At 42.7% G+C, this 25,663-nt stretch carries 21 protein-coding genes and 2 tRNA genes; 9 read left to right on the top strand and 14 right to left on the bottom strand.

Features of this window, described 5'->3' with window-relative positions; translation table 11 throughout:
- Nucleotides 1-2: 2 nt before the first annotated feature.
- Together HUZ36_RS03690 and HUZ36_RS03685 are read right to left on the bottom strand one after the other, a co-directional pair.
- Nucleotides 3-76 (bottom strand) — tRNA-Asn (locus HUZ36_RS03690).
- Nucleotides 77-97: 21 nt separating this feature from the next.
- Nucleotides 98-174 (bottom strand) — tRNA-Asn (locus HUZ36_RS03685).
- A 1,160-nt stretch (nucleotides 175-1,334) separates the two neighbouring features.
- Between HUZ36_RS03685 and HUZ36_RS03680 the strand changes: the two genes are divergently transcribed.
- On the top strand, nucleotides 1,335-2,711 hold the full coding sequence (locus HUZ36_RS03680) for an MATE family efflux transporter (RefSeq protein ID WP_128732452.1): 1,377 nt from the start codon (nucleotides 1,335-1,337) through the stop codon (nucleotides 2,709-2,711).
- Nucleotides 2,711-4,714: an excinuclease ABC subunit UvrB gene (uvrB, locus tag HUZ36_RS03675; RefSeq protein WP_125251575.1), complete on the top strand. Its 2,004-nt coding sequence runs from the start codon at nucleotides 2,711-2,713 to the stop codon at nucleotides 4,712-4,714. Before HUZ36_RS03680 ends, uvrB begins: the two co-directional genes overlap by 1 nt.
- A gap of 72 nt (nucleotides 4,715-4,786) precedes the next feature.
- Here the strand turns inward: uvrB and HUZ36_RS03670 are convergent, their stop codons facing one another.
- Together HUZ36_RS03670 and HUZ36_RS03665 are read right to left on the bottom strand one after the other, a co-directional pair.
- Complete coding sequence (locus HUZ36_RS03670) at nucleotides 4,787-5,380, bottom strand: porin family protein (protein WP_125251576.1); 594 nt, start codon at nucleotides 5,378-5,380, stop codon at nucleotides 4,787-4,789.
- Between the two features lie 138 nt (nucleotides 5,381-5,518).
- Nucleotides 5,519-5,881: a hypothetical protein gene (locus HUZ36_RS03665; RefSeq protein ID WP_176032020.1), complete on the bottom strand. Its 363-nt coding sequence runs from the start codon at nucleotides 5,879-5,881 to the stop codon at nucleotides 5,519-5,521.
- A 261-nt stretch (nucleotides 5,882-6,142) separates the two neighbouring features.
- Between HUZ36_RS03665 and HUZ36_RS03660 the strand changes: the two genes are divergently transcribed.
- Together HUZ36_RS03660 and HUZ36_RS03655 are read left to right on the top strand one after the other, a co-directional pair.
- Entirely contained in the window at nucleotides 6,143-6,646 is a 504-nt protein-coding gene (locus HUZ36_RS03660) for a winged helix-turn-helix domain-containing protein (protein ID WP_176032019.1), read from the top strand.
- A 56-nt stretch (nucleotides 6,647-6,702) separates the two neighbouring features.
- Complete coding sequence (locus HUZ36_RS03655) at nucleotides 6,703-7,416, top strand: SIR2 family NAD-dependent protein deacylase (RefSeq protein WP_176032018.1); 714 nt, start codon at nucleotides 6,703-6,705, stop codon at nucleotides 7,414-7,416.
- Nucleotides 7,417-7,420: 4 nt separating this feature from the next.
- On the opposite strand, the gene HUZ36_RS03650 is transcribed toward HUZ36_RS03655, so the two are convergent.
- Entirely contained in the window at nucleotides 7,421-8,074 is a 654-nt protein-coding gene (locus HUZ36_RS03650; RefSeq protein WP_176032017.1) for a hypothetical protein, read from the bottom strand.
- 144 nt (nucleotides 8,075-8,218) lie between these two features.
- Between HUZ36_RS03650 and HUZ36_RS03645 the strand changes: the two genes are divergently transcribed.
- Nucleotides 8,219-9,067: an HDOD domain-containing protein gene (locus HUZ36_RS03645; protein WP_125251581.1), complete on the top strand. Its 849-nt coding sequence runs from the start codon at nucleotides 8,219-8,221 to the stop codon at nucleotides 9,065-9,067.
- Nucleotides 9,068-9,128: 61 nt separating this feature from the next.
- Here the strand turns inward: HUZ36_RS03645 and metK are convergent, their stop codons facing one another.
- Nucleotides 9,129-10,280 carry a methionine adenosyltransferase gene (metK, locus tag HUZ36_RS03640; RefSeq protein ID WP_125251582.1) on the bottom strand — a complete coding sequence of 384 codons (1,152 nt, stop codon included), beginning with the start codon at nucleotides 10,278-10,280 and terminating at the stop codon, nucleotides 9,129-9,131.
- 259 nt (nucleotides 10,281-10,539) lie between these two features.
- On the opposite strand from metK, the gene tkt reads away from it, so the two are divergent.
- A complete protein-coding gene (tkt, locus tag HUZ36_RS03635) occupies nucleotides 10,540-12,534 on the top strand; it encodes a transketolase (protein ID WP_125251583.1) in 1,995 nt (664 codons plus the stop codon).
- 250 nt (nucleotides 12,535-12,784) lie between these two features.
- On the opposite strand, the gene HUZ36_RS03630 is transcribed toward tkt, so the two are convergent.
- From HUZ36_RS03630 to lptD, 7 genes are all read right to left on the bottom strand, one after another.
- Nucleotides 12,785-14,800, bottom strand: coding sequence for a methyl-accepting chemotaxis protein (locus tag HUZ36_RS03630; protein ID WP_176032016.1), 2,016 nt, complete (start codon nucleotides 14,798-14,800; stop codon nucleotides 12,785-12,787).
- Nucleotides 14,801-15,256: 456 nt separating this feature from the next.
- A complete protein-coding gene (locus tag HUZ36_RS03625; RefSeq protein ID WP_147390807.1) occupies nucleotides 15,257-16,054 on the bottom strand; it encodes a symmetrical bis(5'-nucleosyl)-tetraphosphatase in 798 nt (265 codons plus the stop codon).
- A 327-nt stretch (nucleotides 16,055-16,381) separates the two neighbouring features.
- Nucleotides 16,382-16,771, bottom strand: coding sequence for a Co2+/Mg2+ efflux protein ApaG (gene apaG / locus HUZ36_RS03620; protein WP_125251586.1), 390 nt, complete (start codon nucleotides 16,769-16,771; stop codon nucleotides 16,382-16,384).
- On the bottom strand, nucleotides 16,755-17,561 hold the full coding sequence (gene rsmA / locus HUZ36_RS03615) for a 16S rRNA (adenine(1518)-N(6)/adenine(1519)-N(6))-dimethyltransferase RsmA (protein WP_125251587.1): 807 nt from the start codon (nucleotides 17,559-17,561) through the stop codon (nucleotides 16,755-16,757). The genes apaG and rsmA overlap by 17 nt, the downstream gene beginning before the upstream one ends.
- Nucleotides 17,558-18,550 carry a 4-hydroxythreonine-4-phosphate dehydrogenase PdxA gene (gene pdxA / locus HUZ36_RS03610; protein ID WP_125251588.1) on the bottom strand — a complete coding sequence of 331 codons (993 nt, stop codon included), beginning with the start codon at nucleotides 18,548-18,550 and terminating at the stop codon, nucleotides 17,558-17,560. Before pdxA ends, rsmA begins: the two co-directional genes overlap by 4 nt.
- A 5-nt stretch (nucleotides 18,551-18,555) precedes the next feature.
- Nucleotides 18,556-19,848: a peptidylprolyl isomerase SurA gene (surA, locus tag HUZ36_RS03605; protein ID WP_125251589.1), complete on the bottom strand. Its 1,293-nt coding sequence runs from the start codon at nucleotides 19,846-19,848 to the stop codon at nucleotides 18,556-18,558.
- Nucleotides 19,849-19,863: 15 nt separating this feature from the next.
- Nucleotides 19,864-22,110 carry an LPS assembly protein LptD gene (gene lptD, locus HUZ36_RS03600; RefSeq protein WP_176032015.1) on the bottom strand — a complete coding sequence of 749 codons (2,247 nt, stop codon included), beginning with the start codon at nucleotides 22,108-22,110 and terminating at the stop codon, nucleotides 19,864-19,866.
- 112 nt (nucleotides 22,111-22,222) lie between these two features.
- Here lptD and HUZ36_RS03595 point away from each other — a divergent pair, with 112 nt between their 5' ends.
- The 3 genes from HUZ36_RS03595 to djlA are packed head-to-tail and all read left to right on the top strand — an operon-like array spanning nucleotide 22,223 to nucleotide 24,753.
- Entirely contained in the window at nucleotides 22,223-23,221 is a 999-nt protein-coding gene (locus tag HUZ36_RS03595) for an aminoglycoside phosphotransferase family protein (RefSeq protein ID WP_176032014.1), read from the top strand.
- A 7-nt stretch (nucleotides 23,222-23,228) separates the two neighbouring features.
- Nucleotides 23,229-23,921 (top strand): N-acetylmuramate alpha-1-phosphate uridylyltransferase MurU, encoded by a 693-nt coding sequence (murU, locus tag HUZ36_RS03590; protein WP_176032013.1) that lies wholly within the window; start codon nucleotides 23,229-23,231, stop codon nucleotides 23,919-23,921.
- Nucleotides 23,911-24,753 carry a co-chaperone DjlA gene (gene djlA, locus HUZ36_RS03585; RefSeq protein WP_176032012.1) on the top strand — a complete coding sequence of 281 codons (843 nt, stop codon included), beginning with the start codon at nucleotides 23,911-23,913 and terminating at the stop codon, nucleotides 24,751-24,753. The genes murU and djlA overlap by 11 nt, the downstream gene beginning before the upstream one ends.
- Here djlA and HUZ36_RS03580 read toward each other — a convergent pair.
- Nucleotides 24,750-25,592, bottom strand: coding sequence for a DUF3530 family protein (locus HUZ36_RS03580; RefSeq protein ID WP_176032011.1), 843 nt, complete (start codon nucleotides 25,590-25,592; stop codon nucleotides 24,750-24,752). The genes djlA and HUZ36_RS03580 overlap by 4 nt on opposite strands.
- Between the last annotated feature and the right edge of the window lie 71 nt (nucleotides 25,593-25,663).

Genomic DNA, 25,663 nt, shown 5'->3' with positions numbered 1-25,663 from the left:
GGCTCCCCCTCCCCGACTCGAACGGGGGACCTGCGGATTAACAGTCCGTCGCTCTAACCAACTGAGCTAAGGGGGAATAGTCAAAAATGCGAGAAATTGGCTCCCCCTCCCCGACTCGAACGGGGGACCTGCGGATTAACAGTCCGTCGCTCTAACCAACTGAGCTAAGGGGGAAGCGTGTCTCTCAACGGGGCGAAATATTAATGACGACATTGCAAGGTGTCAACTACTAAAATCACAGAAACGTAAAAAACTCTATTAAGCGATGAATTTATGCACTATTTGAGGTCTTTTTGTGACTTTATGACATTGCAGTGTACAAATTTGCGCTATGAGTTTAACGCTATTAGCAGTGAAACTGCTAAATTATCACGCGCCCGTATTTTAGCTCTTCCTATCTATTAGGTCATTTCTTGTCCTGTGGCTTCAATTTTACGATAGAATTTATGAGTGAAGAAAATTAACATATCTCAATGATGTTGTATGTATATACAGTATTGAGTGGGGTTTTATGTATTTTTTGAGCGTTTTGCTTGAATAATACGCTTAACAGCTTATTTTATGATGTTTACTTACGATCTGTGGTTTGTAGTCAGGAAGCCAAAGTTGTGATCATAATAATCTATGTGAGGCGCGGTATTGGCCAGGTAATGAATGCAACCATATGTAGTTTGTTATCCCCACCTTGTGAGATTAAAAATCAAAGGGTTACATTTAATCCTATAAAAAACAATGTTTTGTATGGATTTCCCTTCAAGTTTTTGCTGAATATTCAATAATGTTGAGTCAAGGTTAGTATAGAGATCCAATTTGATCCAGTTACGATTCTAAATGCGATCATTTGGGGGAGTGGTAGGATCGCATTTTGGATAGGCTGGATGCCTTTATTCTATTGGCTTGGCGAGACTTATCCACGGAATCTGTGGATAACATTGTTTATTATTATTTGAGAAGTATTGCAAGACTATGAAATTAGGGCGCTATAGAGGTTGCAAGTAAATTTCGAAAAATATTTAATGTTTTAAATATCAACAGGTTATATTTATTTGGAAGTTTTTGTTTATTTGTTGTTCAGTATGAAGCTTTTATGAACTTTCAAGCCATAGGGCTGTGCAAAAAACATGCTGCTTTAGCGCTGGTATTGTAACTTTTTTGTCAAAACTAGTGGATTCGTAATTCTTAGCAAGAAACATCACTCCCTTAATATTTATTTAGGTTTTAATGGCAAATATTCGCTATTTTTATTTTGCACAGCCATGTTGACGTATCCTGCATAGCGTCAACGTGTTGAATAGCATACAATGAGCCGCTTAACATATCAGAAATAGGTTGTTATGACTCAAGCTAAGTCTAATTTCAATGGTAATGATATCCTTCATGGTGATATTGGGGCAACGTTAAAGCGCATGACGATCCCAATGATATTCGGCATGATCACCTTAATGACCTTCAATCTTGTTGATACCTTTTTCATTAGTATGCTCGGCACCGAGCCGCTAGCCGCTATTAGTTTTACGTTTCCGGTCACTTTTACCGTAATTAGTTTGGCCATCGGATTAGGAATAGGCACTTCCGCTGTTATTGCTAAAGCGCTGGGTAGCAACTTGCTCGAGGAGGCTAAGTTTGACGCTGCCGTTGCAATCATCATTTCGGCGTGTTTTGTTTCGATGCTTTCACTGTTGGGTTTCACCTTTGTTGACGAAATATTTATCTTGCTAGGTGCAAGTCCGGTCGTCATGCCTTTTATTCATGATTACATGTCGGTGTGGTTTATCGGCTCTATTTTGCTAATTACGCCAATGATTGGTAATTCGGTTTTACGTGCCAGTGGCGATACCAAGACACCGAGCCTCATCATGGCTCTTGGCGGCTTAGTAAATGCAGTGCTGGACCCGATATTAATCTTTGGCCTTGGGCCTATTGAGCCGATGGGGGTTAAGGGGGCTGCGGTTGCAAGTGTGTTGTCGTGGAGCTTGGGCGTTAGTATTATTCTATACTTACTGATTGTTAAAAAGCGCTTGATTTCTTTATCTGCAAAATACGCGAGTTTTTTTGCTGTGGCGCAAAAAATTCTAAAAATAGGATTACCAGCAGCGGGGGCGAACATGTTAACGCCATTAGCGATGGCGGTGATGACGGCGGTGATAGCCAGTTATGGGCCTGAAGCGGTAGCAGCTTTTGGTGTGGGCAGTCGTATCGAGTCGATAGCAAGCCTTGTAGTGTTAGCGCTATCAATGACGTTACCCCCTTTTATCAGCCAGAACTTTGGCGCTAAGCACTATCAACGTGTTCGCGATGCGTATACACACACGCTTAAATTCGTACTCGGTTTTCAATTTTTTGTGTATATCTTATTGGTATTGAGCGCCTACTATATTAGCCATACTTTTGGTAATGAGCCCGCTGTCGTTGAAACTATCCAGTTATTCATCTACATCATGCCATTAGGATATGGCTTACAAGGGGTGATCATTTTAACCAACTCATCGTTTAATGCTTTGCACAAACCAATGAATGCACTCATGCTTAGTATTATTCGATTGTTTGTGTTTTATGTACCTATTGCCTATCTCGGCTCCCAGCTCGCAGGCTTACCTGGGCTATTTGCAGGGGCTGCTTTAGGTAATCTGTTTACGGCAGTGATAGCTTATAACTGGTTTAAAAAAGCAATTGATGAGATTGTGCAAAGTGAGCTTCAAAAGGAGGCGTAATGGAAGATAAATTTCAGCTGGTTTCTGAGTTTAAGCCAAACGGCGACCAACCAACGGCGATAGCTCAGCTTTGCGATGGTCTAGAGAGTGGGCTTGCGCATCAAACTCTGCTAGGTGCCACAGGAACTGGTAAAACGTTTACCATGGCTAATGTGATTAATAATCTCAATCGCCCGACGATTATAATGGCGCATAACAAAACTTTGGCTGCACAGTTATATGGCGAAATGAAAGAGTTTTTTCCTCATAATGCCGTTGAATACTTTGTCTCTTATTATGACTACTACCAGCCAGAAGCCTATGTGGTTGCGAGTGATACGTTTATTGAGAAAGATGCTTCGATTAATGAACATATTGAGCAAATGCGACTTTCGGCAACGAAGGCACTACTTGAGCGCAGAGATACTATTATAGTGGCGTCTGTTTCAGCTATTTACGGCCTTGGCGACCCCGACTCATATATGAAGATGATGTTGTTACTCAAAGTCGGGGAGACGATTGATCAGCGTGATATGCTCAGAAGGCTTGCTGAACTACAGTACACACGAAATGATATGGATTTTAGTCGAGGCACATATCGTGTTCGTGGAGAGGTCATTGATATTTTCCCTGCTGAATCAGAAACCATTGCTGTTAGAGTGGAAATGTTTGATGATGAAATTGAGCGGATCAGCCTATTTGACCCGTTAACAGGTGCTGTTGAAAAGCATTTGATCCGAGCAACCATTTACCCGAAGACACACTATGTGACACCGAGAGAAAAGATCCTTGATGCCATTGAACGGATCAAGCTTGAGTTAAAAGAACGCCGAGCGCAACTACTGGATAAAAATCGCTTAGTAGAAGAGCAGAGGGTTGCTCAGCGTACTCAGTACGATATTGAAATGATGACCGAGCTTGGCTATTGTTCTGGTATTGAAAACTACAGTCGTTATTTATCGGGACGAGCTCCGGGTGAACCACCACCGACACTTCTAGATTATTTGCCGGACGATGCGTTGATGATAATTGATGAATCTCATGTTACCGTCTCGCAAGTTGGGGCTATGTATAAAGGCGACAGAAGTAGAAAGGAAAACTTAGTCGAATATGGCTTTCGATTACCATCAGCACTAGATAATAGACCATTAAAGTTTGAAGAATTCGAGGCGATTTCACCACAAACGATATATGTGTCAGCAACGCCTGGAGATTATGAACTGGACAAATCCAGAGGGGATGTTGCGGAACAAGTGATCCGTCCTACTGGTTTGCTGGACCCTGAAGTGGAAGTGCGACCAGTTGCAACCCAAGTCGATGATCTTTTGTCAGAAATCTATCAGCGTGTAGGTGTTAATGAGCGAGTACTGGTCACAACATTGACCAAAAGAATGGCTGAAGATCTCACCGATTATTTGAACGATCATGATGTTAAGGTACGTTATTTACATTCAGATATCGATACGGTGGAGCGAATGGAGATCATTCGAGATCTGCGCAAAGGCGTGTTTGATGTGTTGGTAGGTATAAACTTGCTACGAGAAGGCTTGGATATGCCTGAGGTTTCCTTAGTCGCAATTTTGGATGCGGATAAAGAAGGGTTTTTGCGTTCAACACGTTCATTGATCCAAACCATAGGCCGCGCAGCACGTCATCTTCATGGCAAAGCCATCTTATATGGAGACAGAATCACCAATTCAATGCGTCAGGCCATTGATGAAACTCAAAGGCGCAGAGAGAAGCAACAAGCGTATAATGAAGCGAATGGCATCATACCGACGGCGTTGAACAAAAAGATCACTGATGTGATGGATTTAGGCGAAGAGGTTGCAGACGATCAGGTTGTAGATATTGACGTTAAGTTCAAGCCTGGCATGCCAGCCATGGATGCAAAAGAAATAGCAAAAGAAATCGATAGGCTAGAAGCCCAGATGATGAAGTTTGCCAAAGAGCTTGAATTCGAAAAAGCGGCTCAAGCACGAGATCAGGTGCAAATTCTACAAAAACGTTTGATTAAAGCGTAGTGAGGGGTTGCTGCTACAGAGCATAAAAAGCATGTGAGAGTCACATGCTTTTTTATTGGTCGGGGAGTTACTTTAGAATCGATAGCTTATACCTAACGCTAAGTTAGAGGTATCTAAATCACCCATATCAAGGTATTTGTAGCCAAGGTTAACTGCCATGCCATTGTCCCAGTCATATTGCCAGCCCGCTTCTGCAACAAATCCTATCCCATCATCGCTGACCAATTTGGTATTACCTTGAGTGATCTCGTAGTCATAATAGTTGGCACCTAATTTACCGTAGAAGTAGCTATTGTCCGAGACTTGATAATAGCCTTTCGCGGCAACGACAAAGTTGTCAAAGTCGAGGTTGTTTGCACCTAAACCGAACAAGGTTTTATTGTTTTGGGTGCAGATGAATTTGCGGTCGTTTTCATCCTTACATTTCCAGTCATCAAGATCTTCTCCACTGTTGTATCCTACCTCTAAAGCGAAAATTGGGGTGAAGTGATAGTTATAATATAAATAGGCTTGACCAACACCGTCACCGTCTTGATTGGAACTTTTATAAGAAGCTGAGCCACCAGAAATATCCAAACCAATGCGATGAGTTTCATTACTTTGTTCAGCAAACGAAGATAAGCTTGTTGCTAGCAATGCAACAGATAAGAGCGCGTTAAATTTCATAATCAATGTCCGTTATAGTTAACTTGAGGACAGTATAAGCAGGGCGGTTGTCAAGGTCTGTTGTAGGGCTGTCATAAAATGTAAGAAGACGTCTGTTTTTATGGCCTTTATTTTACAAATAGCGACAGTCTTAGTTGGCTAAATGGCATTTTGTTGGGCTTTTAACTGGAGATAATTCACTATCGTCATAACTGTTAATGTTGCTGCTATAAATGCACTCCACACGTGATGGATCACGATATGGCTGGCTATAAATAAAGGAAGGTCGTGCCAACCATCAATAAGTAGTAATTTGGCGAGCAAGATAAGGTACCCGAGTAGCTGGGTGATGAGCGCGATTTGATAGAGTTGACAAAACTTGGTCTTAACCGCTGAGCGCAGCTCAATAATATTGCGCTTAATAAGTAACAAAAAGCAAGCTGCAAGCGCTATCGTTAAGCCACTTAGCCCCAGTAATGAAGTCTTAATTAACACGATAGAAAAAGCGAAAGTAACCAGCATAACTAAGCTCACAAGTTATTGAGTGGTAAGCTTATATGCAGTTAGGTTTATAGTCTATTCGATTTATTCTAAGGATTTGGTAGTGATTTTCTGAATGATCACTCTATACTAACCCTCGATTTTATCAATAATTTGTAAACCGATGTAACATTGCTATATATTTTAGTTGTCTGTTTAGCTATAAATGCAATGCTATGTTGTAGCACACACAAATAAAACAATAATTATTACAGTTATTAAGACCAAGTTGGGACTAGGGAAATGAAATTCGCTTTTAAGGATTTTTTGTTTGATAGCAAAGAACTTAAGCTTTATAAAGATGATCGAAAGCTAAACCTAAAACAAAAACCCGCTCAGATTTTAGAGCTATTTTTATCTGCTCCACAAACCATTCACAGCAAAGAAGACATACTAGAAAAAGTATGGCCAGACAGAAAGGTGACTGATCAGGTTGTTTTTCAAAATATAGGCCATTTAAGAGCGCTGTTTGGTGATGATGCGATCAAGACTTTTTCGCGTAAAGGGTATCAGTGGCAAATCCCTTGTAGCGCTTTCGATGGAACCGTTGAGCCAGAATCACAACCAAAAACAACGGAAACAAGTGAGCCAGCTTCGGATGTTTCTGAATCTGCTGACACACCAAAAAATCAACATGATAGTCAAGTTGACACGATAACAGCAGCGAAGCCTAGCAATAAGTTACCATTGTATGTTGCAGCGACGGTTGCAATCGTTGCGCTGGTTGCATACTTTGCTTTAATCTAATCAAGTTTGTGATAACTCGTGTTTAGGTTGAGTCGATTTTTACAGATGGTAAACCAATGAAAACGTTATATATCACCGGAGCAGGGGTCAGCGCGCAAAGCGGTATTCCAACATTTCGAGGTGAAGATGGCTTTTGGACAATAGGTTCTGCTAACTATACACCTCAAGAAATGGCTACTCGCGCGATGTATAAATCCAATCCCGGAGAATTTCTAAAGTGGTATTACCATCGTTTTGTTAGCTATCGCAACCATGGACCAAACCCTGTACATCAGTGGCTGAGTGATAAAAATGTTATCACGCAAAACATTGATGGTCTTGATGGTAAGGCAGGAAACAAACAGTATATCGCTGTGCATGGTCGAGTAGATCAAGTAACGTTGTTTCATACTCAAGGTGAGTCGGTTGAGCGTTATTCTGCACCTTGGGATGACGTTGATGAAAGTCAGTTAGCTGAGTCATTGTTAGCAGTGTTTAAGATCCCTAAGAGTGGCCCGCAAAAAGGTCACTCACTAAAGCCTTATGTGTTGTTATTTGACGAATATTACACTGATCTTTATCAGATCAGCGAAGCACAACGCAGAATGTATAGCGCAGAACGGATAATATTTATGGGTACTTCGTTTAGTGTGAACATTACGCAAATGGCATTAGATATTGCTAGACAAAACAACATTCCAATTGAAGTGGTTGATCCTAACCCCGTTCATCTATTTCACAACAACGTTACTTATCACCGTATGACAGCAACGGAGTATATCTCAGGCTAATCTGTTAATGGTTTGATTTATAGTATGTCGCCAAGAGAAACTGCTTATAGTCACTTAATCGATTTTGCTGTCGTAAATGTGACTCAATGACCTTGGCATTACTAGCTTGAATGTCGGTTTGTCTGCGCTCCACTTCAATTAACCCTAGTAGCGCACTTAGCTCTTGGATTGCGAGTGCATCAATATTGGCATTAAAGGCTAAATAACACTCTAGCGGGGTCAACTGCTTGTCATTTCTATGACTAATGGCGCTTTGTAAGATTTCTCGACTTTCGAACAGTAGCAGTGTTTTTAGATAGTTAAGGCTATTTTCCGATGCCGCAACGGTTGATAAGAATATATGCAAAATAGTATTTCCCTGTTGGTTGCTGCACATAATTTGCGACGATAGGATAAGAGGAGACGAGAAAAAAGAGAACTTTTCCAACGAATTGATTGCACCTAGTAGCGGCGTTGGAAATTCGCCAGCTTGGAGACAAAGCGTTGTGATATCTTGGTAATGGCCGTACAAGGCGGCATTATTTTGTGCGCTTTGAAATAGAAATTTGAGTACTTCTACTTTTACCTCAGTAGTGGACTGACAATACATCGCTTGTATTTTGGTGATATCTGCGCTTTTCAAAGCCAGTAAAAACGGCGTTAGGCTGTTTTTCGACATCAATTGTAACCTTGTATCATTATTTTCGTCATATCATAGTTTAGCAGCTGTCTAGTTTGCGCCAAAGCCTAGTGATTTGTACAGAGATACTGCAAATATTTCTTGATGAACTAAACTTTGGAATATCTAAGCTGAGGTAGCCCAATGATCGATATAGACGACAAAGTGCTAAATGATTTACGTGGTGGATTTAACCTACCTGCTAAACCTGAAATTCTGCAAGCACTTCAAAATGAATTATCAAAATCAGAACCTGAATTATTTGCTGTTGCAAACATAATTGCTGCAGATGTCGGTGCGTCTGCTGCGGTATTAAAAGTGATAAATTCACCTGCCTATGGCCTTGCTCGTACTATTACAGATATACGACAAGCGGTGATGTTTTTGGGAGTAACTTGTATTACGCAGTTGGTAACAGGGTATTTGCTTAAAAACGCATTTGAGCAATCAAAGTGCTGCATTTCGCTGCAGCAATTTTGGGACAATGCAGCTGATATATCAAAGGCTGCACTTGTCGTCGGTCACTACTTAAAGTCTTCATTACCTTTAGAGAATTTACAATTACTGGGGCTATTTCATGATGCTGGGATCCCTGCAATGGCGGTAAAATATCCTGACTACGCTGAGGTGATAAAGCTATCAATAGAAAGGCCAGAACGAACACTGATTGATTATGAGCAGCAGAAATATCCAGTGCCACATACAGTGGTTGGGTATTTTTTAGCAACCTCATGGCACTTACCCAGAGAAATATGCCAAATGATTTTGCGTCATCATGATGTCAGTTACCTTGAAGAATCAGAAAAAAACCCACAGCATGCACAAACATTTGCTGCTTTAAAGCTCGCTGAAAACCTATGTTTTGAGGCAAAGCACTTTAGAAGTTCAGCAGATTGGCACTTGTTTAAAGACAAAGTCATGATTGAACTTAATATTCATGAAGACGAATATCAAAACTTAAAAGATGATGTTGATGAGGTATTTATCGGGTGAGCATATTTTGTCTGGGTAACAAAAAAGGCGCATATAGCGCCTTTTCTCTGAATAGCAGGGCTTATAGACCTGCTGCTGCACGTAGTGCGTCAGCCTTATCTGTTGCTTCCCATGGGAACTCTTCACGACCAAAGTGGCCGTAAGCAGCAGTAGGTTGATAAATTGGACGTTCTAGGTCAAGCATTGTGATCAGACCATAAGGACGTAGGTCGAAGTGTTCACGGATAAGCTCGATTAGACGAGATTCCTCAAGCTTAGCTGTACCGAATGTTTCAACGCTGATAGATGTAGGCTCTGCCACACCGATTGCGTAAGACACTTGGATCTCACACTTGTCTGCAAGGCCGGCTGCAACAATGTTCTTCGCAACATAACGTGCCGCGTACGCTGCAGAGCGGTCAACTTTTGATGGATCTTTACCAGAGAATGCACCACCACCGTGACGAGCCATGCCGCCGTAAGTATCTACGATGATTTTACGACCAGTTAGACCACAGTCACCCATAGGACCACCGATAACGAAACGGCCAGTTGGGTTGATGAAGAACTTAGTCGCTTCAGTGATAAGCTCAGCTGGTAAAGTCGGCTTGATAATAGTTTCCATCACTGCTTCTACTAGGTCGTCTTGCGATACTGAATCACAATGTTGAGTAGATAAAACCACAGCGTCGATACCAACCGCTTTACCATTTTCGTACGCAAATGTTACCTGAGACTTAGCGTCAGGGCGTAGCCAAGGTAATGTACCGTCTTTACGAACTTGTGCTTGGCGTTGCACTAAACGGTGTGAGTACGTAATTGGCGCAGGCATAAGTACGTCAGTCTCGTTACACGCGTAACCAAACATTAGACCTTGGTCACCAGCACCTTGCTCTTCAGGGCGAGTACGATCAACACCTTGGTTGATGTCTGGTGATTGCTTACCAATGGTATTTAGGATTGCACATGAATCCGCATCAAAACCCATGTCAGAGTGGGTATAACCAATTTCACGCACAGTTTTACGAGTTAATTCCTCGATATCAACCCAAGCGCTAGTCGTGATTTCACCACCAACCATAACCATACCGGTTTTAACGTAAGTTTCACACGCAACACGTGCTTTTGGATCTTGCTCAAGGATGGCATCTAGAACCGCATCAGAGATCTGATCGGCGATTTTATCCGGATGACCCTCAGAAACAGATTCAGAAGTAAATAAATGTTTAGCCATTGTATTTATGCTCACAAATATTGCGCTTCACAAACATCAGGAACAGCGCGAAAAATTAAGGGGCGTATTCTAACCAAAAAACCTACCCATTGACTAGTTATTTTACGCCTAGACGTCCAAAATTGTTCAATCTTTTTTAATGGTCAGAAAAAGTCAGTCTGTACCTGTTTTTTTATGGTCTTTGCCGTTGCAGTAGGCCATATAAATAAGTAAGAATGGGCTCAACCCCCGCGAAACACATTTAAAGGTAGGAGAATTCATGCCATCTCGCAAAGAACTTGCTAATGCAATTCGCGTTCTTTCCATGGACGCTGTACAAAAGGCCAAGTCTGGCCACCCAGGAGCCCCTATGGGCATGGCGGACATCGCAGAAGTACTTTGGCGCGACTTTCTAAAACACAACCCAAGTAACCCTGAATGGGCTGATAGAGATCGTTTTGTATTATCAAACGGTCACGGCTCAATGCTTATTTATTCATTGCTACATTTATCGGGTTATGATTTATCAATCGATGACATTAAAAACTTTCGTCAGTTACATTCCAAAACGCCAGGTCACCCAGAGTATGGCTATGCACCAGGAATAGAGACGACCACCGGCCCACTTGGTCAGGGTATCACTAATGCGGTAGGTATGGCGATTGCTGAAAAAGCCTTAGCTGCGCAGTTTAACCGCGAAGATTATGACATCGTAAACCATTACACCTACACCTTCTTAGGTGATGGTTGTTTGATGGAAGGGATCTCACACGAAGCATGTTCGTTGGCAGGTACACTTGGACTTGGCAAACTCATTGCGTTTTGGGATGACAACGGCATTTCAATCGATGGTGAAGTTGAAGGTTGGTTTAGCGACGACACACCGAAGCGTTTTGAATCGTACGGCTGGCATGTTATTGCTGACGTTGATGGTCATGATAGCGACGCGATTAAAGCTGCAATTGAAGCGGCTCAAGCTGAATCTGACAAACCAACGCTTATTTGTTGTAAAACCGTTATTGGCTATGGCTCACCAAATAAATCTGGCAGCCACGATTGCCACGGTGCACCGCTTGGTGATGATGAAATCAAAGCTGCTCGTGAGTTCCTTGGTTGGGAGCACGGTGCATTCGACATTCCTGAAGATATCTACGCGAAATGGGATGCAACAGCGCGTGGTCAGAACCAACAAAGCGAATGGCTAATCAAGTTTACTGAGTATCAAATGCACTACCCAGAGCTTGCCGCTGAATTTGAACGCCGTATGAAAGGTGATTTGCCAGCAGATTGGTCAGAAAAAACAGAAGCGTATATCGCTGAACTTCAAGCGAATCCGGCAAATCCTGCAACGCGTAAAGCATCACAAAATGCCTTAAACGCTTACGGTCCAATTCTTCCTGAGTTTATGGGCGGCTCTGCTGACTTAGCGGGTTCTAACTTAACGCTTTGGGATCAGTCAAAAGGTTTAACAGCCGAAGACGCAGCGGGTAACTATATCTTCTATGGTGTACGTGAATTTGGTATGTCTGCCATTATGAATGGTATTGCGCTACACAAAGGCTTTATCCCTTATGGTGCAACATTCTTAATGTTTATGGAATACGCACGTAACGCGGTACGTATGGCTGCATTAATGAAGCAAAGAAGTATTTTTGTCTACACTCATGACTCAATTGGTCTTGGTGAAGATGGTCCAACGCACCAGCCTGTTGAGCAAATGGCAAACTTACGTACCACCCCAAATCTTGCAAGCTGGCGTCCATGTGACCAAGTTGAGTCTGCAGTAGCTTGGCAGCAAGCAATAGAACGTGCCGATGGTCCATCTGCCCTAGTATTTACCCGTCAAGGGCTAGAGCAGCAACCTCGTACTGCTGAGCAAGTAGCAGCTATTAAGCAGGGTGGTTATGTACTGTCTTGTGATGGTGAGCCGGAAATCATCCTGATTGCAACGGGTTCAGAAGTACAACTTGCGGTTGAATCTGCTGATAAACTACGTGCAGATGGCAAAAAAGTACGCGTTGTGTCTATGCCTTCAACGGATATTTTCGATGCACAATCTGCAGAGTATAAAGAAAGCGTTCTACCAAGCTCAGTAACACGCCGTGTTGCAATTGAAGCAGGTATTGAAGACTTCTGGTACAAGTATGTAGGGTTGAATGGGGCAATCGTTGGTATGACTACCTTTGGTGAGTCAGCACCAGCAGGTGAGCTGTTTAAACTGTTTGGCTTTACTGTCGAAAACATCGTTGAGAAAGCAAACGCATTATTTGCATAAGCGATTAAAAAGAAATAAAAAAAACCCATGCATTGCATGGGTTTTTTTTATTGTTATAGCAATTCTATTCAGTAAGTCGTGCGTCAATTATACCAATTTTCTTAATTAAGTGGTCTATTTTGAGGCGAGAAAATCTTGTCGATAACGAGGCAAAAATTTTGCTATTTAGTTGTTCTAAATAAGAAATTTTTAACGCTGTTAGCGTCAGATTTACTCCTTCAAATTGAGCAAGTATTAACTCAAATTGGTATTAAACTTTAAACTGATCGACTGACAAACGCAGCTCTTCTGCGAGTTTCGCCACCTCAGAGCTTGAAATTGACGTTTGGCTTGCACCTTCTGCCGTTTGCTCAGCAATCGTAACAATAGACTCTAAGCGTTCACTAATTTCTTGTGCTACTTGCTGCTGCTCGTTTGCTGCATTGGCGATTTCTTCACTTACATCATGCGCTTGTGAAACGGCTGCAGTAATAGAGTTCAATGCTTCGTTGGCAAGGTCACTTTGGTTCACACAAGACTCAGCCTGTTGTTTACCTTTCGACATTGCACTTACGGCTTCTTCCGCACCTGCTTGTAAAGACTCGATCATCGCCTGAATTTCTTGTGTAGATTCTTGAGTTTTACTTGCCAAAGAGCGTACTTCGTCAGCAACTACCGCAAACCCTCGACCTTGTTCTCCAGCTCGAGCTGCTTCAATTGCAGCATTAAGCGCAAGTAAGTTAGTTTGCTCGGCGATGCCTCGTATAACATCCAAAATACTTCCGATAGAAGCACTATCTTGATGTAGTTTATTGATAACACGCGATGCCTCGTCGACTTCTTTGGCGAGTTGTTCAATAGTGTGTTTATTTTCGTGTGAGATACCTTTAACACGTTCAGCTTCTTTGTCAGCATTTTTGATTTCTTGCAACGCTTGGTGTGCGCTGTTGCTCACACCATGAGAAGTGCTACTCATCTCGGTTGTTGCCGTAGCTGCTTGCTCAACCTGTGCTTGCTGATTTTTAATCGCTTGACTCGATTCAGTGGTAATCGTCGACGTTTCTTCTGAGGCCGCAGCCAGTTGTGTTGAACGAGAAATAATACCGGTGATCAGTTCACGTAAACTCGAGATTAACGTATTACAGCTTTTCGAAAGTTCTCCAAACTCGTCTTTGGCGGTATCATCTAAGCGCTGCGTCATATCGCCACTGGCTACGATATTCAATACTCGATTTACTTCAGAAAGAGGCTTGGTAATGCGACTCACTGTAATGTATGCAACACCGACAGCCATAATAGTCGCCACCATCATACCTATCCAAGTCCATAAATTAGCTTTACCGACGTCACTGCGCACACCTTGTTGCAAATTGAACGCGACTTGGCTTGCTTCTGACAACAAATCGTCAAGCTGAGAAAGCGCCGCTTGTGTTGTTTTTTCAGCGTCTGCAAGTTCTTTTTGGGTTTCAGCAAGGGCGAGTATCAGGCGCTTTTGGTTTTCTGCAATACTGTTACTACCAGTTACTGTATCTTTTAGAGCCGTATAATATCCCTCAAGATCTGCGAATAGTCCGCTATCAAGTGCAGTCACTGGACCACGGATCAAGTCGATATTTCGTCCTAGCTCTTCAACTAAATACTTTTGCTCATTTCTAACGATTTCTAGCGTGTTGATGTCTTCAACAGTGACTAAATCGTTTGCACTAGTAACCACAGAAGAAAAGTTGTTCTCAAGACTATTTGCTGCTTGAAAAGCGCGTTTGTCGCTATCCTCTAGTCCATCTAAATCGATGATGTCTACCGTTACCATAGTGGCATCCTCGGCAGCCATATCAAGATCAGATAACTGTTCTTTGAGCTTATCGCGCAAAGAAAGCTCTGACGACTTCTCAGTGACTAGGCTATTCATGGCTTTTACAAATGCGTCGTAACTTTTGCCAACATCGCTGCTGCTTGAAGCAAGTTTGTTGTTAGAAGCGACCACCTGTTGGAGTTCAGAGTATGTTTTATCAAAAATCTTCTGACGCTCAGAAAACATTTGTCTCAGCGTCGCAAGCTCTGTTTCTGAGCGCGCATAAAAACTACCTTGCGCCATCTTGCTCATTAATGTGAACTCAACTTTGAGTTCAGAGCTTTTTGAAAGTGCAGGTAAGGAGAGGCTGTTTACCTGCTGAGTTGAGTTGTCAATGTTTGCAATCCTAATTAAAGAATTACCCCCGATAAGAAGAAGCAACAAGGTGATGGTAATAAACCCACCCCAAATACGTTGGCTAACAGTCAAATTCATAGCTGTCCTACAAAATTTACAATGCAATACGGATACTTATCGGATTTATTGCGGATAAGTTAAGTATTTTATAGCAGATGTGACGAAAAAATTCAGCAAAAAAGGTCGGATTACAAAAAATAGCGACTATTTTGCCACAAGGGAGGTCTGTTTATCGAATATAGGTTAGTCAATAGAATAAAGATAGAGGCGTTTATGTTTGTAACTTGATGGCCTTTGGTGTTCAGGCTGGTACTGTACATACAAATTTGTATCTTGGAGAACCTGAAAAGGGGCCGTTCAAGTCGGTGTTTTCACTATGCTTGAGCAGATTAAGAGTAAAGCATTACATGGGTTATGCGTATGAGCCGCGTTGTTCTGCTAGTAACATCTGGTTAGTCGAGTTCTCTGGGCTTTGAGTTGACACCTTTACCGGACAATATCTCGATTTAATTGCATTGCAGGTATTTTGGTTGGCTACGCTTGTTGGTACTTTTCACCGGTATCGATGTTAATCATGGTCATTGCCCCTCCCCAAACACATCCTGTGTCGAGTGCAATCACATTTTTTTGGTGTGTTTCACCCTCTAATGCCGCCCAGTGGCCAAAAAGTAATGTCGTATTTGGTGGTATTTGTCCATATTCAAACCAAGGGATAAGACCATCGTTATCTTTTAACCCAGATTTATTTTTTAGGTCTAGTTCACCATTTTGCTTAAGAAAGCGCATTCGAGTGAAGACGTTAACAATGGCTTTAAACTTATCCTGTTCACTGAGCTTATCGAGCTCAAGTCCGGGGTGAGCGCCGTACATATTGGCGTAAAACTCAGGGGCTTTTGTAGATTGATAATTGGCTTCGGCAAAGTGTGCATAGTTTAGCGCTTGTTCTATGCTCCAGCTTGGATGAATACCTGCATGAGAAATCAAAGTTTGCTGCTGTTCTAGCCAGATAGCCAGTGGCTGTGCACGCAATAAGTCAGCATACTTTTGGCATTTAGGGCTGTTAAACACTGCGTCTAATTTGTCTTTTGGATTGGGTGGCATTCCTAATGCTAGACAGGCTAAAAAGTGGAGGTCGTGATTGCCAAGTGTAACGCTAATGGAGTCTGCATGTTGATATAGAAACTCTAGGCAAGCAAGCGGATCAGGGCCTCGGGCGATGATGTCGCCGACAAAGTACAAATGGTCTTGGCTTGGATTAAAGTCGACTTGATCAAGTAGCGCGATGAGTGGGGTGAAGCAGCCTTGTAAATCTCCAATTGCGTATTTTGCCATGCTTTACCTATCGCCTATTTTATAACTCAATGTGTTTATTCTAATGCTGAGCCTCAACGAGGCAAGCAGGCTAGCCCGCTTGCACTGAATAACAGCGTCCTTATCCCAATTTACTTAACTCAGCTGCCTATTTTGAGGAGCTTGTACTACCCTGATGTGACTTTATCACCAAGGCAACTACACCCGTCTCGGCGAGGCAAAAATGTTGCTACTTCACCTGTGGTCTATTGCCGAGCTCTGGTTACCTAGTTGCTTTAGATAAACCGTTGACAAGGTCAGCGTCATACTTGCCCACTTATATTGAGCAAGTATTAAAACACATTAGCATTAATGCAAAATATTTGGGCAGGAGAGTCTAAATACATTAATTGGTGCTTTAAACTCGGTGCCAAACTCATTACGCATAACGTAGTAGCCTTCCATTGTACCTAAAGGGGTATCGAGAACTGCACCACTGGTATACTGATAGCTTTCACCGGGGCGGATGGTAGGTTGTTCACCTACGACTCCATCACCTTCCACTTCCGTTTCTTTGCCGTTGGCGTCGGTAATTAGCCAATAGCGGCTCTCTAGCTTGGCATTACACAAGCTATGGTTTTTGATAGTTATAGTATAGGCAAACACATATTTTTCCTTTTCAGGCTGTGATTGCGCTTCAACATAAAAGGTTTCTACCGACACTTTTATCGGTGAGCCAATTTTAGTTTGAGTTGTCATATAGCCAATTTGCAATTTCGATAAACTGGTTCAGCGACAGATTTTCAGCACGAAGTGTAGGATCTATACCCAACGCTTGTAACTGCGCTTCACTTAACAGGTTAGATAAACTATTTCTCAGCGTCTTACGACGTTGGTTGAATGCTTCAAGACATACAGTATTCAGTAGCTTAGTACTTTTGGCTGTACGTTGAGAAGCCTCTTTGGGGATCAATCTGACGACTGCTGAGTCAACTTTTGGTGCAGGCTTAAAGCAATGCGGTGGTACCTCAATGACGGGAATGGCATGGCAGTAATACTGCGTCATTACACTTAAACGACCAAAAGCCTTACTCCCAGGGCCTGCAACCATGCGATTAACGACTTCTTTTTGAAGCATAAAGTGCATGTGTTCAACCTGATCTGCAAATTCAAACAGGTGAAATAACAAAGGGGTTGAAACGTTATAAGGTAAGTTACCAAAAATCTTCAACTTCTCTCCTTCTTTGATTAACGAAGAAAAGTCAAACTTCATTGCATCGCCTTGATTAACCGTTAATTTAGGCCCTAAAAACGGATGATGGATCAAGCGCTCAGCAAGATCTTTATCAAGCTCTACAACGGTTAAATGGCCACTTAAATCACACACAGGCTCAGTGATAGCACCTAAACCAGGACCAATCTCAACCAGGTTATCCTCTGGTTTTGGGTCGATGGCTGTTACTATCTTGTCGATAATACTGTTGTCATTTAAGAAGTTTTGACCAAAGCGCTTACGGGCTCTGTGTCCAAGATGTACTTTATCTGTCATGCATTCTGTGCTTTTTTGGTTGCGAGCTTAATTGCCTCGCGGATCGCTAATTCAAAACTACCTACTTCAACATCGCCCGAGCCTGCTAAATCAAGAGCAGTGCCGTGGTCAACCGATGTACGAACAAAAGGTAATCCCAAGGTGATGTTTACTGAATTTCCAAAACCTTTATATTTTAACACAGGTAAACCCTGATCGTGATACATTGCAAGCACTGCATCAGCATTATCTAAATATTTTGCTTGAAAAAGCGTATCAGCAGGCAGTGGGCCGACTAAGTTCATGCCTTGCTGATTGAGTATTTCTAGAGTTGGCTCAATCGTGTCTATTTCTTCTCGGCCAAGGTGACCACCTTCGCCGGCATGTGGGTTGAGCCCACATACCAGCACTCGTGGTTGTTCAATACCAAACTTTGTCTGCAAGTCGTGGTTGAGTATATGTATCACTTTGCTCAAACGCTCAGGGGTTATCGCTTTTGATACATAAGCCAACGGAATATGAGTGGTTACTAAAGCAACGCGAAGCCCTTCCGTTGCAAGTAGCATAACCACATCGGCAGTATCAGACTGCTGCGCAAAATATTCAGTGTGGCCACTAAATGAAATACCCGCTTGGTTGATAATGCCTTTATGCACAGGGCCGGTAACAACTGCAGCAAAAGTACCATCCATATTTTTTTCTGAGGCAATACGAAGCGTCTCGAGCACATAGTGGCCATTGGCTTCATCTAGTTGACCAGCAACCACCTCAGCACCTTTATCTACTTGTAAATAGTAGATAGCGCCTGCGGGGGCAGGCTGTGGTGCTTGAGTGCTGTCAAATGGCAATAGTACGATTTGCTCGTTGAGCTCTTTAGCGCGTTTTTCTAGGATACTTTTATCAACTACCGCAACTAACTGAGCAGGCCAAGCATGCTGAGCCAATTTGATAACAAGATCTGGACCTATGCCAGCAGGCTCACCCGGTGTAATTGCGATTCTGAGGGTCATGGTCGTTATTCCGTTTCCATTATTTCAATATGTGCTTGATCACGCATTTCTTTAATCCATTTAAAGCTTTCTTCTTTAAATTTACGATTAAATAGTAGGCGATGAGCGCGGTTTAATTTAGCCTGCTCTGTTTTGTCTGCAACGCGCTTATCAAGCAGTTGCACTATGTGCCAGCCAAAAGTACTTCTAAACGGCTCACTGATTTGATCTTTTTCTAGAGATAACAAAGTATCTCTAAATGCTGGTACGTAAGTTGTTGGATCTGTCCAGTCGTACTCACCGCCTTTAAGGGCAGAGCCTGGATCTTCAGAGTGTTCTTTCGCTAGTGCTGCAAAGTCTGCGGTGCCAGCTCGTAGATCCTTAACAAAGCCAGCAAGCATTGAGCGTGCTTTTTCTTCACTTAAAATGATAGAAGGTTTGATTAAGATATGACGGGAGCGTACTTCGACTGTCTCCACCACTTCACGGCCGCGAATATCTTGTACTTTCAGAATGTGGAAACCCGCGCCTGAGCGCAGTGGACCGACGATGTCGTCTTTTTTCGCTCCCTTTATAGCTTCTGCAAACAAAGTTGGCATCTCGTTGATACCCATCCAGCCTAATTGGCCACCATCTAGCGCCTTTGAACCACTTGAAGAGGCGATAGCAATACGCTTAAATTCTTTGCCTTCGTTCAAGAATTTGATTACGTTATCAGCACGCTGACGGGCATCCTCAATTTCTTCGGGCGTCGCTTTTGTTGGTATCTTGATCAAAATGTGGCCAATGTCATATTCCTCGGAGTTGCCAGTTTGCTCGCTGAGAATTTTTTGTAAATTCGTCACTTCTTGAGGGCTGATATAAATACGGCGGTCGACACTGGCTCGGCGTACCTGGCTTGTGGTGATTTCTTTGCGGATCTCTTCACGGTATGCTTGGAAACTTTCTCCGCTCGCTTCTACCGAGCGACGTAGATCAGCAATAGTGCCACCTTGGTCTTGCGCGATATTGGCAATGGTTTGGTCAAGTTGTGCATCAGATATTTGCATACCCATGCGCTCACCTAGTTGTAGCATCAGCGATTGCTCAATGAGCTTATCAATCGCTTGTAAGCGAAGTGTCCTGTCACTTGGAAGCTCGGTCCCTTGCTGGTCGGCTTGTTCTTTTACACGGTTAATTATTTGGTCAACTTCACTTTGTAAAATAACGCCGTCGTTGACGGTGGCAACAACAGTATCAAGTTTTACACGCTCAGCATGTGCTTGAGTAAATAGGCCTGCACTCAATGAGGCCACTAATAACAACTTTTTTAAATTCATACGGCTTTCTAAATTCTATTTATTCAAAAAATACGGTCTACGGTAACCAAAAATACCCTGTTGAAGGAGCTTACTTGCATCACCACTGCGTTGACTTCCAAGTCCTGAAAGAACAAATTTCAGGCTAAAGCCAGAGTCAAACACTGCCTCATCATGAGTGAGTGTTTGGTTTAAGTTTGTTTCAATTTGTCGGTTTGCTGTCACTTGAATCGCCCAACAACAAGACTGGTATTGAACGCCGACAAAGGATTCAACGCTTCTGTTTGCTGTCATATCACGGTGATAGCTTGCTACAAACTGCCAGTTATCGTCAATTGGTAAACTCGTGAATAAACCGACTTGGTCTATTTCATAGTCTGAGACATCATTTACATAGCGATGGTTCAATTGCACAAGCTGCTTGTCGTCACCTTTGTAGTCTAAAGTAAAGTGAGACTGTACCAAATCTTTGCTATCGACATCATATTGAATACCACCAGATAGATACCAGCGTTTATGCCAATGTAGCATGGATTCAGCTGCAAACAGCGAATTATAATTTGTATCGTCGCTGAAGCGTTGTGCAGATGGCTTTACAGAGGACTCTAGATAGATGATTTGTCCGGCACTAAAGTTAAAGCGCTCGACATTGCTACTATCAAAAATTCGTGTGGTTGCACCAATAGTGAATTGGTTTGCTTCTGCGATACGGTCGTAACCTGAATATCTGCGGGCGCGAAAGAGACCAATGAAGTCATCTTGTAACTTAGCAGTATCATACCAACCAATTTGACTTTGTTCTCTATGTGGAGTGTATAAGTACTGTAGCTGTGGTTCTAATGTCTGTACCCCTTGCTCGAAGAAAAACTCTGTACTGCGTTCAAAGTTGAGCTGGCCGTGCATACGGACACTTGGTAACGTCCGGCTGACAGACTCTGCATAGTCCGAATTGAGTTCTTTGATGTTCTGATCATAGCGAGTATGAAGTAAGCGAGCCTCTGAGGTAAAAGACCAAGCATAATCACTGCGAGAGAATGAGACTCTGGGTTCTAAATGTAGTCTTGACGCTTCAGTGATCGCTAATGAATCATTTTGAAAATAAGCAAATTCACCCTCAAAATCCCAATCAACGTTGGCAAACTCGTAACTTTCACGGGTACGGAAGCTAATTTGCGGTAACGTGGTATAGGACTCTCTGTGGTCGCCAAGGACTTCAAAGTCTTGCAGTTTAATGTCGACCAACCAGTCCTCGCCTAAGTAGCTAACATTACCAGTGCGATACAGTTGAGTATCTGTTTCATTGGCGTATTCTGAGGTTAAGTCAGTCAGGTAGTTATCATCGCTGACATTGGTAATATCAACGAACGCACGCCAGTTATCGCTCAAGTAACTTTTTTGCTGCCAATGCACTAAATATCGGTCATCTAGCTGTGGCTCTGAGTCATCTTTACTTAAATATTCAACAGCAACTTTACCTTGGTGTTGCTCAGTCAAATATCTGAACTCAGTGTTAAGCTGGAAGCCTTTATTGGCCATATATCGTGGCGTTAAGGTAGCATCGTAATTTGGTGCTAAGTTCAAGTAATAAGGAGTGATTAACTCCAAACCAAACTTATTTGAGCTAGAGATGGTTGGTGTGAGCAGCCCTGACTTGCGCCTACTGTCGATTGGAAAGGTAAAATAGGGGAGGTAAATCACCGGCGTATTCAAAATTTTGAACACCGTATTATATGTTTCTCCCCAGCCATCCTCACGAGAAAGCACGATACTACTTGCTTCTATTTTCCAAAAGGGATCATCGCTTGGACAGGTAGTGAAGCTAGAGTTATCGAGTGATATTTGATTTCCTGACGCGTGTAACTTTTCAGCACCTCCACGACCTAACTGCTCAGTAAGCTCATATTCAGCACCAAGCAAGCTGACCGTGTTAGCATTTAAATCAGCGAAGAGACCATTACTATGTACTTTGGTAAATTGATCGCGATAAAGGAGCGGGCCTGAAGCACTTAGTAGCCCTTCTTTTTTATCAATCAGTGCACGTCTGGCTGCTAAGCTCATGGTTTCTGTATTAATAATGACATTGCCTGAAAACTCTGCGCTGTCAGCACCTTGTAGTTCCAAGTCATCAGCAACAATATCAATGGCGTTTTTGGGCAGCGAGGCTATTGGCTTCCAGCTTTCTGGCTGCATATAGTCTTTACATTGTGCCGCGACAATGTTCGTATTAGCAAAAGCAGTAGAGTGAATAGCAGACAATACAGCTAAGCCCAAAATTTTGCGCATTTAATAACCTATTAGCTGAGCATTTAATAATAAGCTCATCATGATAAATGAAAACTGTCGGAAATACAGTAGCATTTAAATATTTACAAGTAGAAGGTGTAATAGTTAATCCATGAGTAGTCAAAATCAGCGTGTAGAATTTATACAGCGAGCATTGCAAACCCATCAATTCAGCTGTGAACCCATTACCTCAGATGCTAGCTTTCGCCGCTATTACCGTGTAGCAAAAGGTACAGAAGCGTCATGGGTGCTGATGGAAAGTCCGGTGGATAAAGTGGATAACACCCCATTTGTAGCATTAAACAGTGTATTCACACAGCAAGGGCTAAATCTGCCAAGTATTATTGCACAGGATGAGCAGTGCGGTTTGGTATTGCTACAGGACTTGGGCTCTACTCACCTTGCTGACAGGCTAGATACACACGCCCGATTGCATGACTATCAAGCGTTGCTAGATTTGCTACCAAATATTGCTCAGACGCCGACCAGTGAGTGGATGAAACCCTATGATGCTGACTTTATTGCCATGGAGCTGGAAATATTTCATGAGTGGCTGGTGACAAAGTGGCTAAAAAGTTCGCTGACAGAGCAGCAACAAATACAATGGCAAAACGTCAAGTCAAGGTTGGTTGCGGTTATGCTCGAACAGCCACAAGTGACGATGCACCGAGACTTCCACAGTCGTAATGTTATTTTTCATCAGTTACAGTGGTATTTGATTGATTATCAAGATGCCGTGCAAGGGCCTGTTACGTATGACAGTGTGTCTTTACTAAGAGACTGTTACACGCGATTGCCTACTGATGAGTTTGCAATGTTGCAGCGATATAGTTTTGATAAATTACATGCCGCAGGTCTGTTAGCTGATATGGATTTTAGTCGATATCAATATTACTTTGATCTTACTGGGTTGCAGCGACACCTCAAGGCTGCGGGAATATTTACGCGGCTATTGCAACGAGATGGGAAAGGCGGGTATCTAGATAATATTTTGCCAACGCTCGATTACATTCTTGAAGCTGCTCAGAAGTATGATGAATTTCAGTGGCTTGCAAGCTGGATTAGGCATGACATAATGCCTAAAGCAAAAGTCAAACTTAGCGCCAAATAAAGCGAATATGAAAGCAATTATTTTATCAGCAGGTCGTGGTAAGCGGATGATGCCACTTACAGCGACACAGCCCAAACCGATGTTGAAAGTAGCGGGTAAGCCACTCATTGAACATCACATTGAACGACTAAAGTTAGCTGGTATCACCGAGGTTGTAATCAACCTTGCATGGCACGGTGAGGTGATTAAACACTACTTTGGTGATGGTAGCCACTTTGGGGTAAATATTACCTACAGTGATGAACCAGAAGGAGGGCTTGAAACCGCAGGAGGAATTATTCAAGCACTACCGTTACTGTGCCAGGATAGCGACCGCTTTGTGGTTATAAATGGCGATATTTTTACCGATTATGATGTGCGTAGCCTTATTCAGCTACAACTTGGAAAAGCAGCCGCTGGACATTGTGAAGCACATATTGTGTTAGTGGAAAATCCAGCACATAACCCCAATGGTGACTTTTGTCTCGCTCACCAACCTTTGAATCAAGAGCAATATACATTTTCTGGGATAGGTATCTACCATCAATGTTTTTTTGCTGGGCTAGAGCGTGGCTTTGTTAAGTTAGGGCCACTACTTCGCAGTGCACTTGCAGAGCATAGAGTGTCAACAGAACTGTATCTTGGTCAATGGGACGATATTGGTACTCCTGAGCGACTAAGCACAATAAATAAAAAGTTAGGATATAGCGATGTGGGGTAAATTATTAGGAACCATGTTTGGTTTTTTGTTTGGTCGGTGGTTGGGCGCGATTCTAGGCTTTTACCTCGGACATTTGTTTGACAAAAGCTTACGTCAAGATTTTGATAAGGTCGGTGGTTTTCAGGGCTTTATTAAAGGAGATGAGCTGCACGAACGACAAGCTCTGTTCTTTTCAAGCTGTTTTGCTGTTATGGGGCATATTGCTAAGTCTAATGGCCGTGTCAGTGAGATTCATATTCAAGCCGCATCAGCATTTATGACCGAAATGGGGTTGCAAGGAGAAGACCGAAAAGAAGCGCAGCATGCTTTTACCGCAGGAAAAAGCAGTGACTTTTCAATCAAAGAAGCCGTAACAGATTTTAAAGAAGCGTTTGCTCGGCGCTATGATCTAAGGCAATTATTCTTAGAAATTCAAATCCAAATGGCATTTTGTGATGGTCATGTATCAGACGCTGAAAAAGCGTTACTAAAGCAAGTCAGCAAATATTTAGGTTTCGCTGAAACGCATTTTTTGTTTTTGCTAAAGCGTTACCAGGCTGAGTTTGAGTTTCGTCGTGCCCAACAAGCTGGAAAGTCACAACAACAGCATCAGCATCATGGACACCAAGGAGCACCGCAACCGAGTGGGCTTACACGCTCAAAAGCCTTGGCTGTGCTTGGCTTAGGTGAAAGCGCAAGCGCGGGTGAAATTAAAAAGGCGTATCGCAAACTGATGTCACAACATCATCCGGATAAGTTGGTATCGCAGGGGCTGCCGACACATATGATGGAAGTAGCTAAGCGGAAAAGCCAAGATATTCAGTCTGCCTACGAGTACCTTAAAAAAAGCTAAAGTATCCGTAAAAAACCGAGTAGTTCCTTGCGTAAGCGCTGGTGCTGGAGCGGATCGGTTTTTTCCCCAAATAGCTCTCTTTGGCGGTAATCTAGCTTACTATTTTTTCTTGCCCACCTTACTCTGTCAGCGGTGCTATCGATTACCATTGGGTTATCAAAGCTGTAGTAAATATCCAAAAGAGCGGGGCTTATCAAAGACAGGTTTGATGCTAGGTGTTTTTGTCGCATTGCATTAGGCAGCTGGGGGCTGACGACGGTGTAAGCATCAATACGAAGGTTGGGTAAGGTTGCTAAATGTTCTGCGAACACACCAGCACTATTGCCAAATGCAACAACGACAAGCTTCTCTGTTTGTGTCATTGATAACGTATTGTAGAGCACTTCAAAACGACTGACTAACGCGGCTTTATAGTTGTCTAGGTTCATCTCTGAAACAGGCTCAACGGATTTCGGCTTTGGCTCAGCTTCTGGTGTTTCAATATCTTGATCTAAGAGACTTGCAGCATAGGACAAATCAGGTGGCGTGATGGTATACGTATCATATCCATCATCACTCAAGCGCTTAGCAAGGAAACTGATCCCGCTGTTATTAAGTGGCGGCATTTGCATATCAGGCAGGAAAATGACAATACCTGCCCGCATCGAAGCCATGTGTTCTTGATGAAAAACGTAAAATACTTCCTCTTCACTGTTTAGCTCCAGTAACCCCGCTGGTTCATAAAAACGCTGTGCATCTTGTTGAAAAAGCGCTGTTAGCGGTGCTGGGGCTATATGTTCGGCTGCGAAGCAACTTACTGATATTGAAATTAATAATGTAAAAAGTGCTCTGCTTAGCATAATACGTGTACATGATTTTCCATGGTTTAGTATCGGCCTACTTGGCAAAAGCTTTAGCAGTCGCCTTTATT

Origin of the sequence: Pseudoalteromonas sp. McH1-7 (assembly GCF_013366255.1) — a bacterium.
Taxonomy (GTDB): Bacteria; Pseudomonadota; Gammaproteobacteria; order Enterobacterales; family Alteromonadaceae; genus Pseudoalteromonas; species Pseudoalteromonas peptidolytica.
This window is presented reverse-complemented; position numbering and strand designations above follow the sequence as displayed.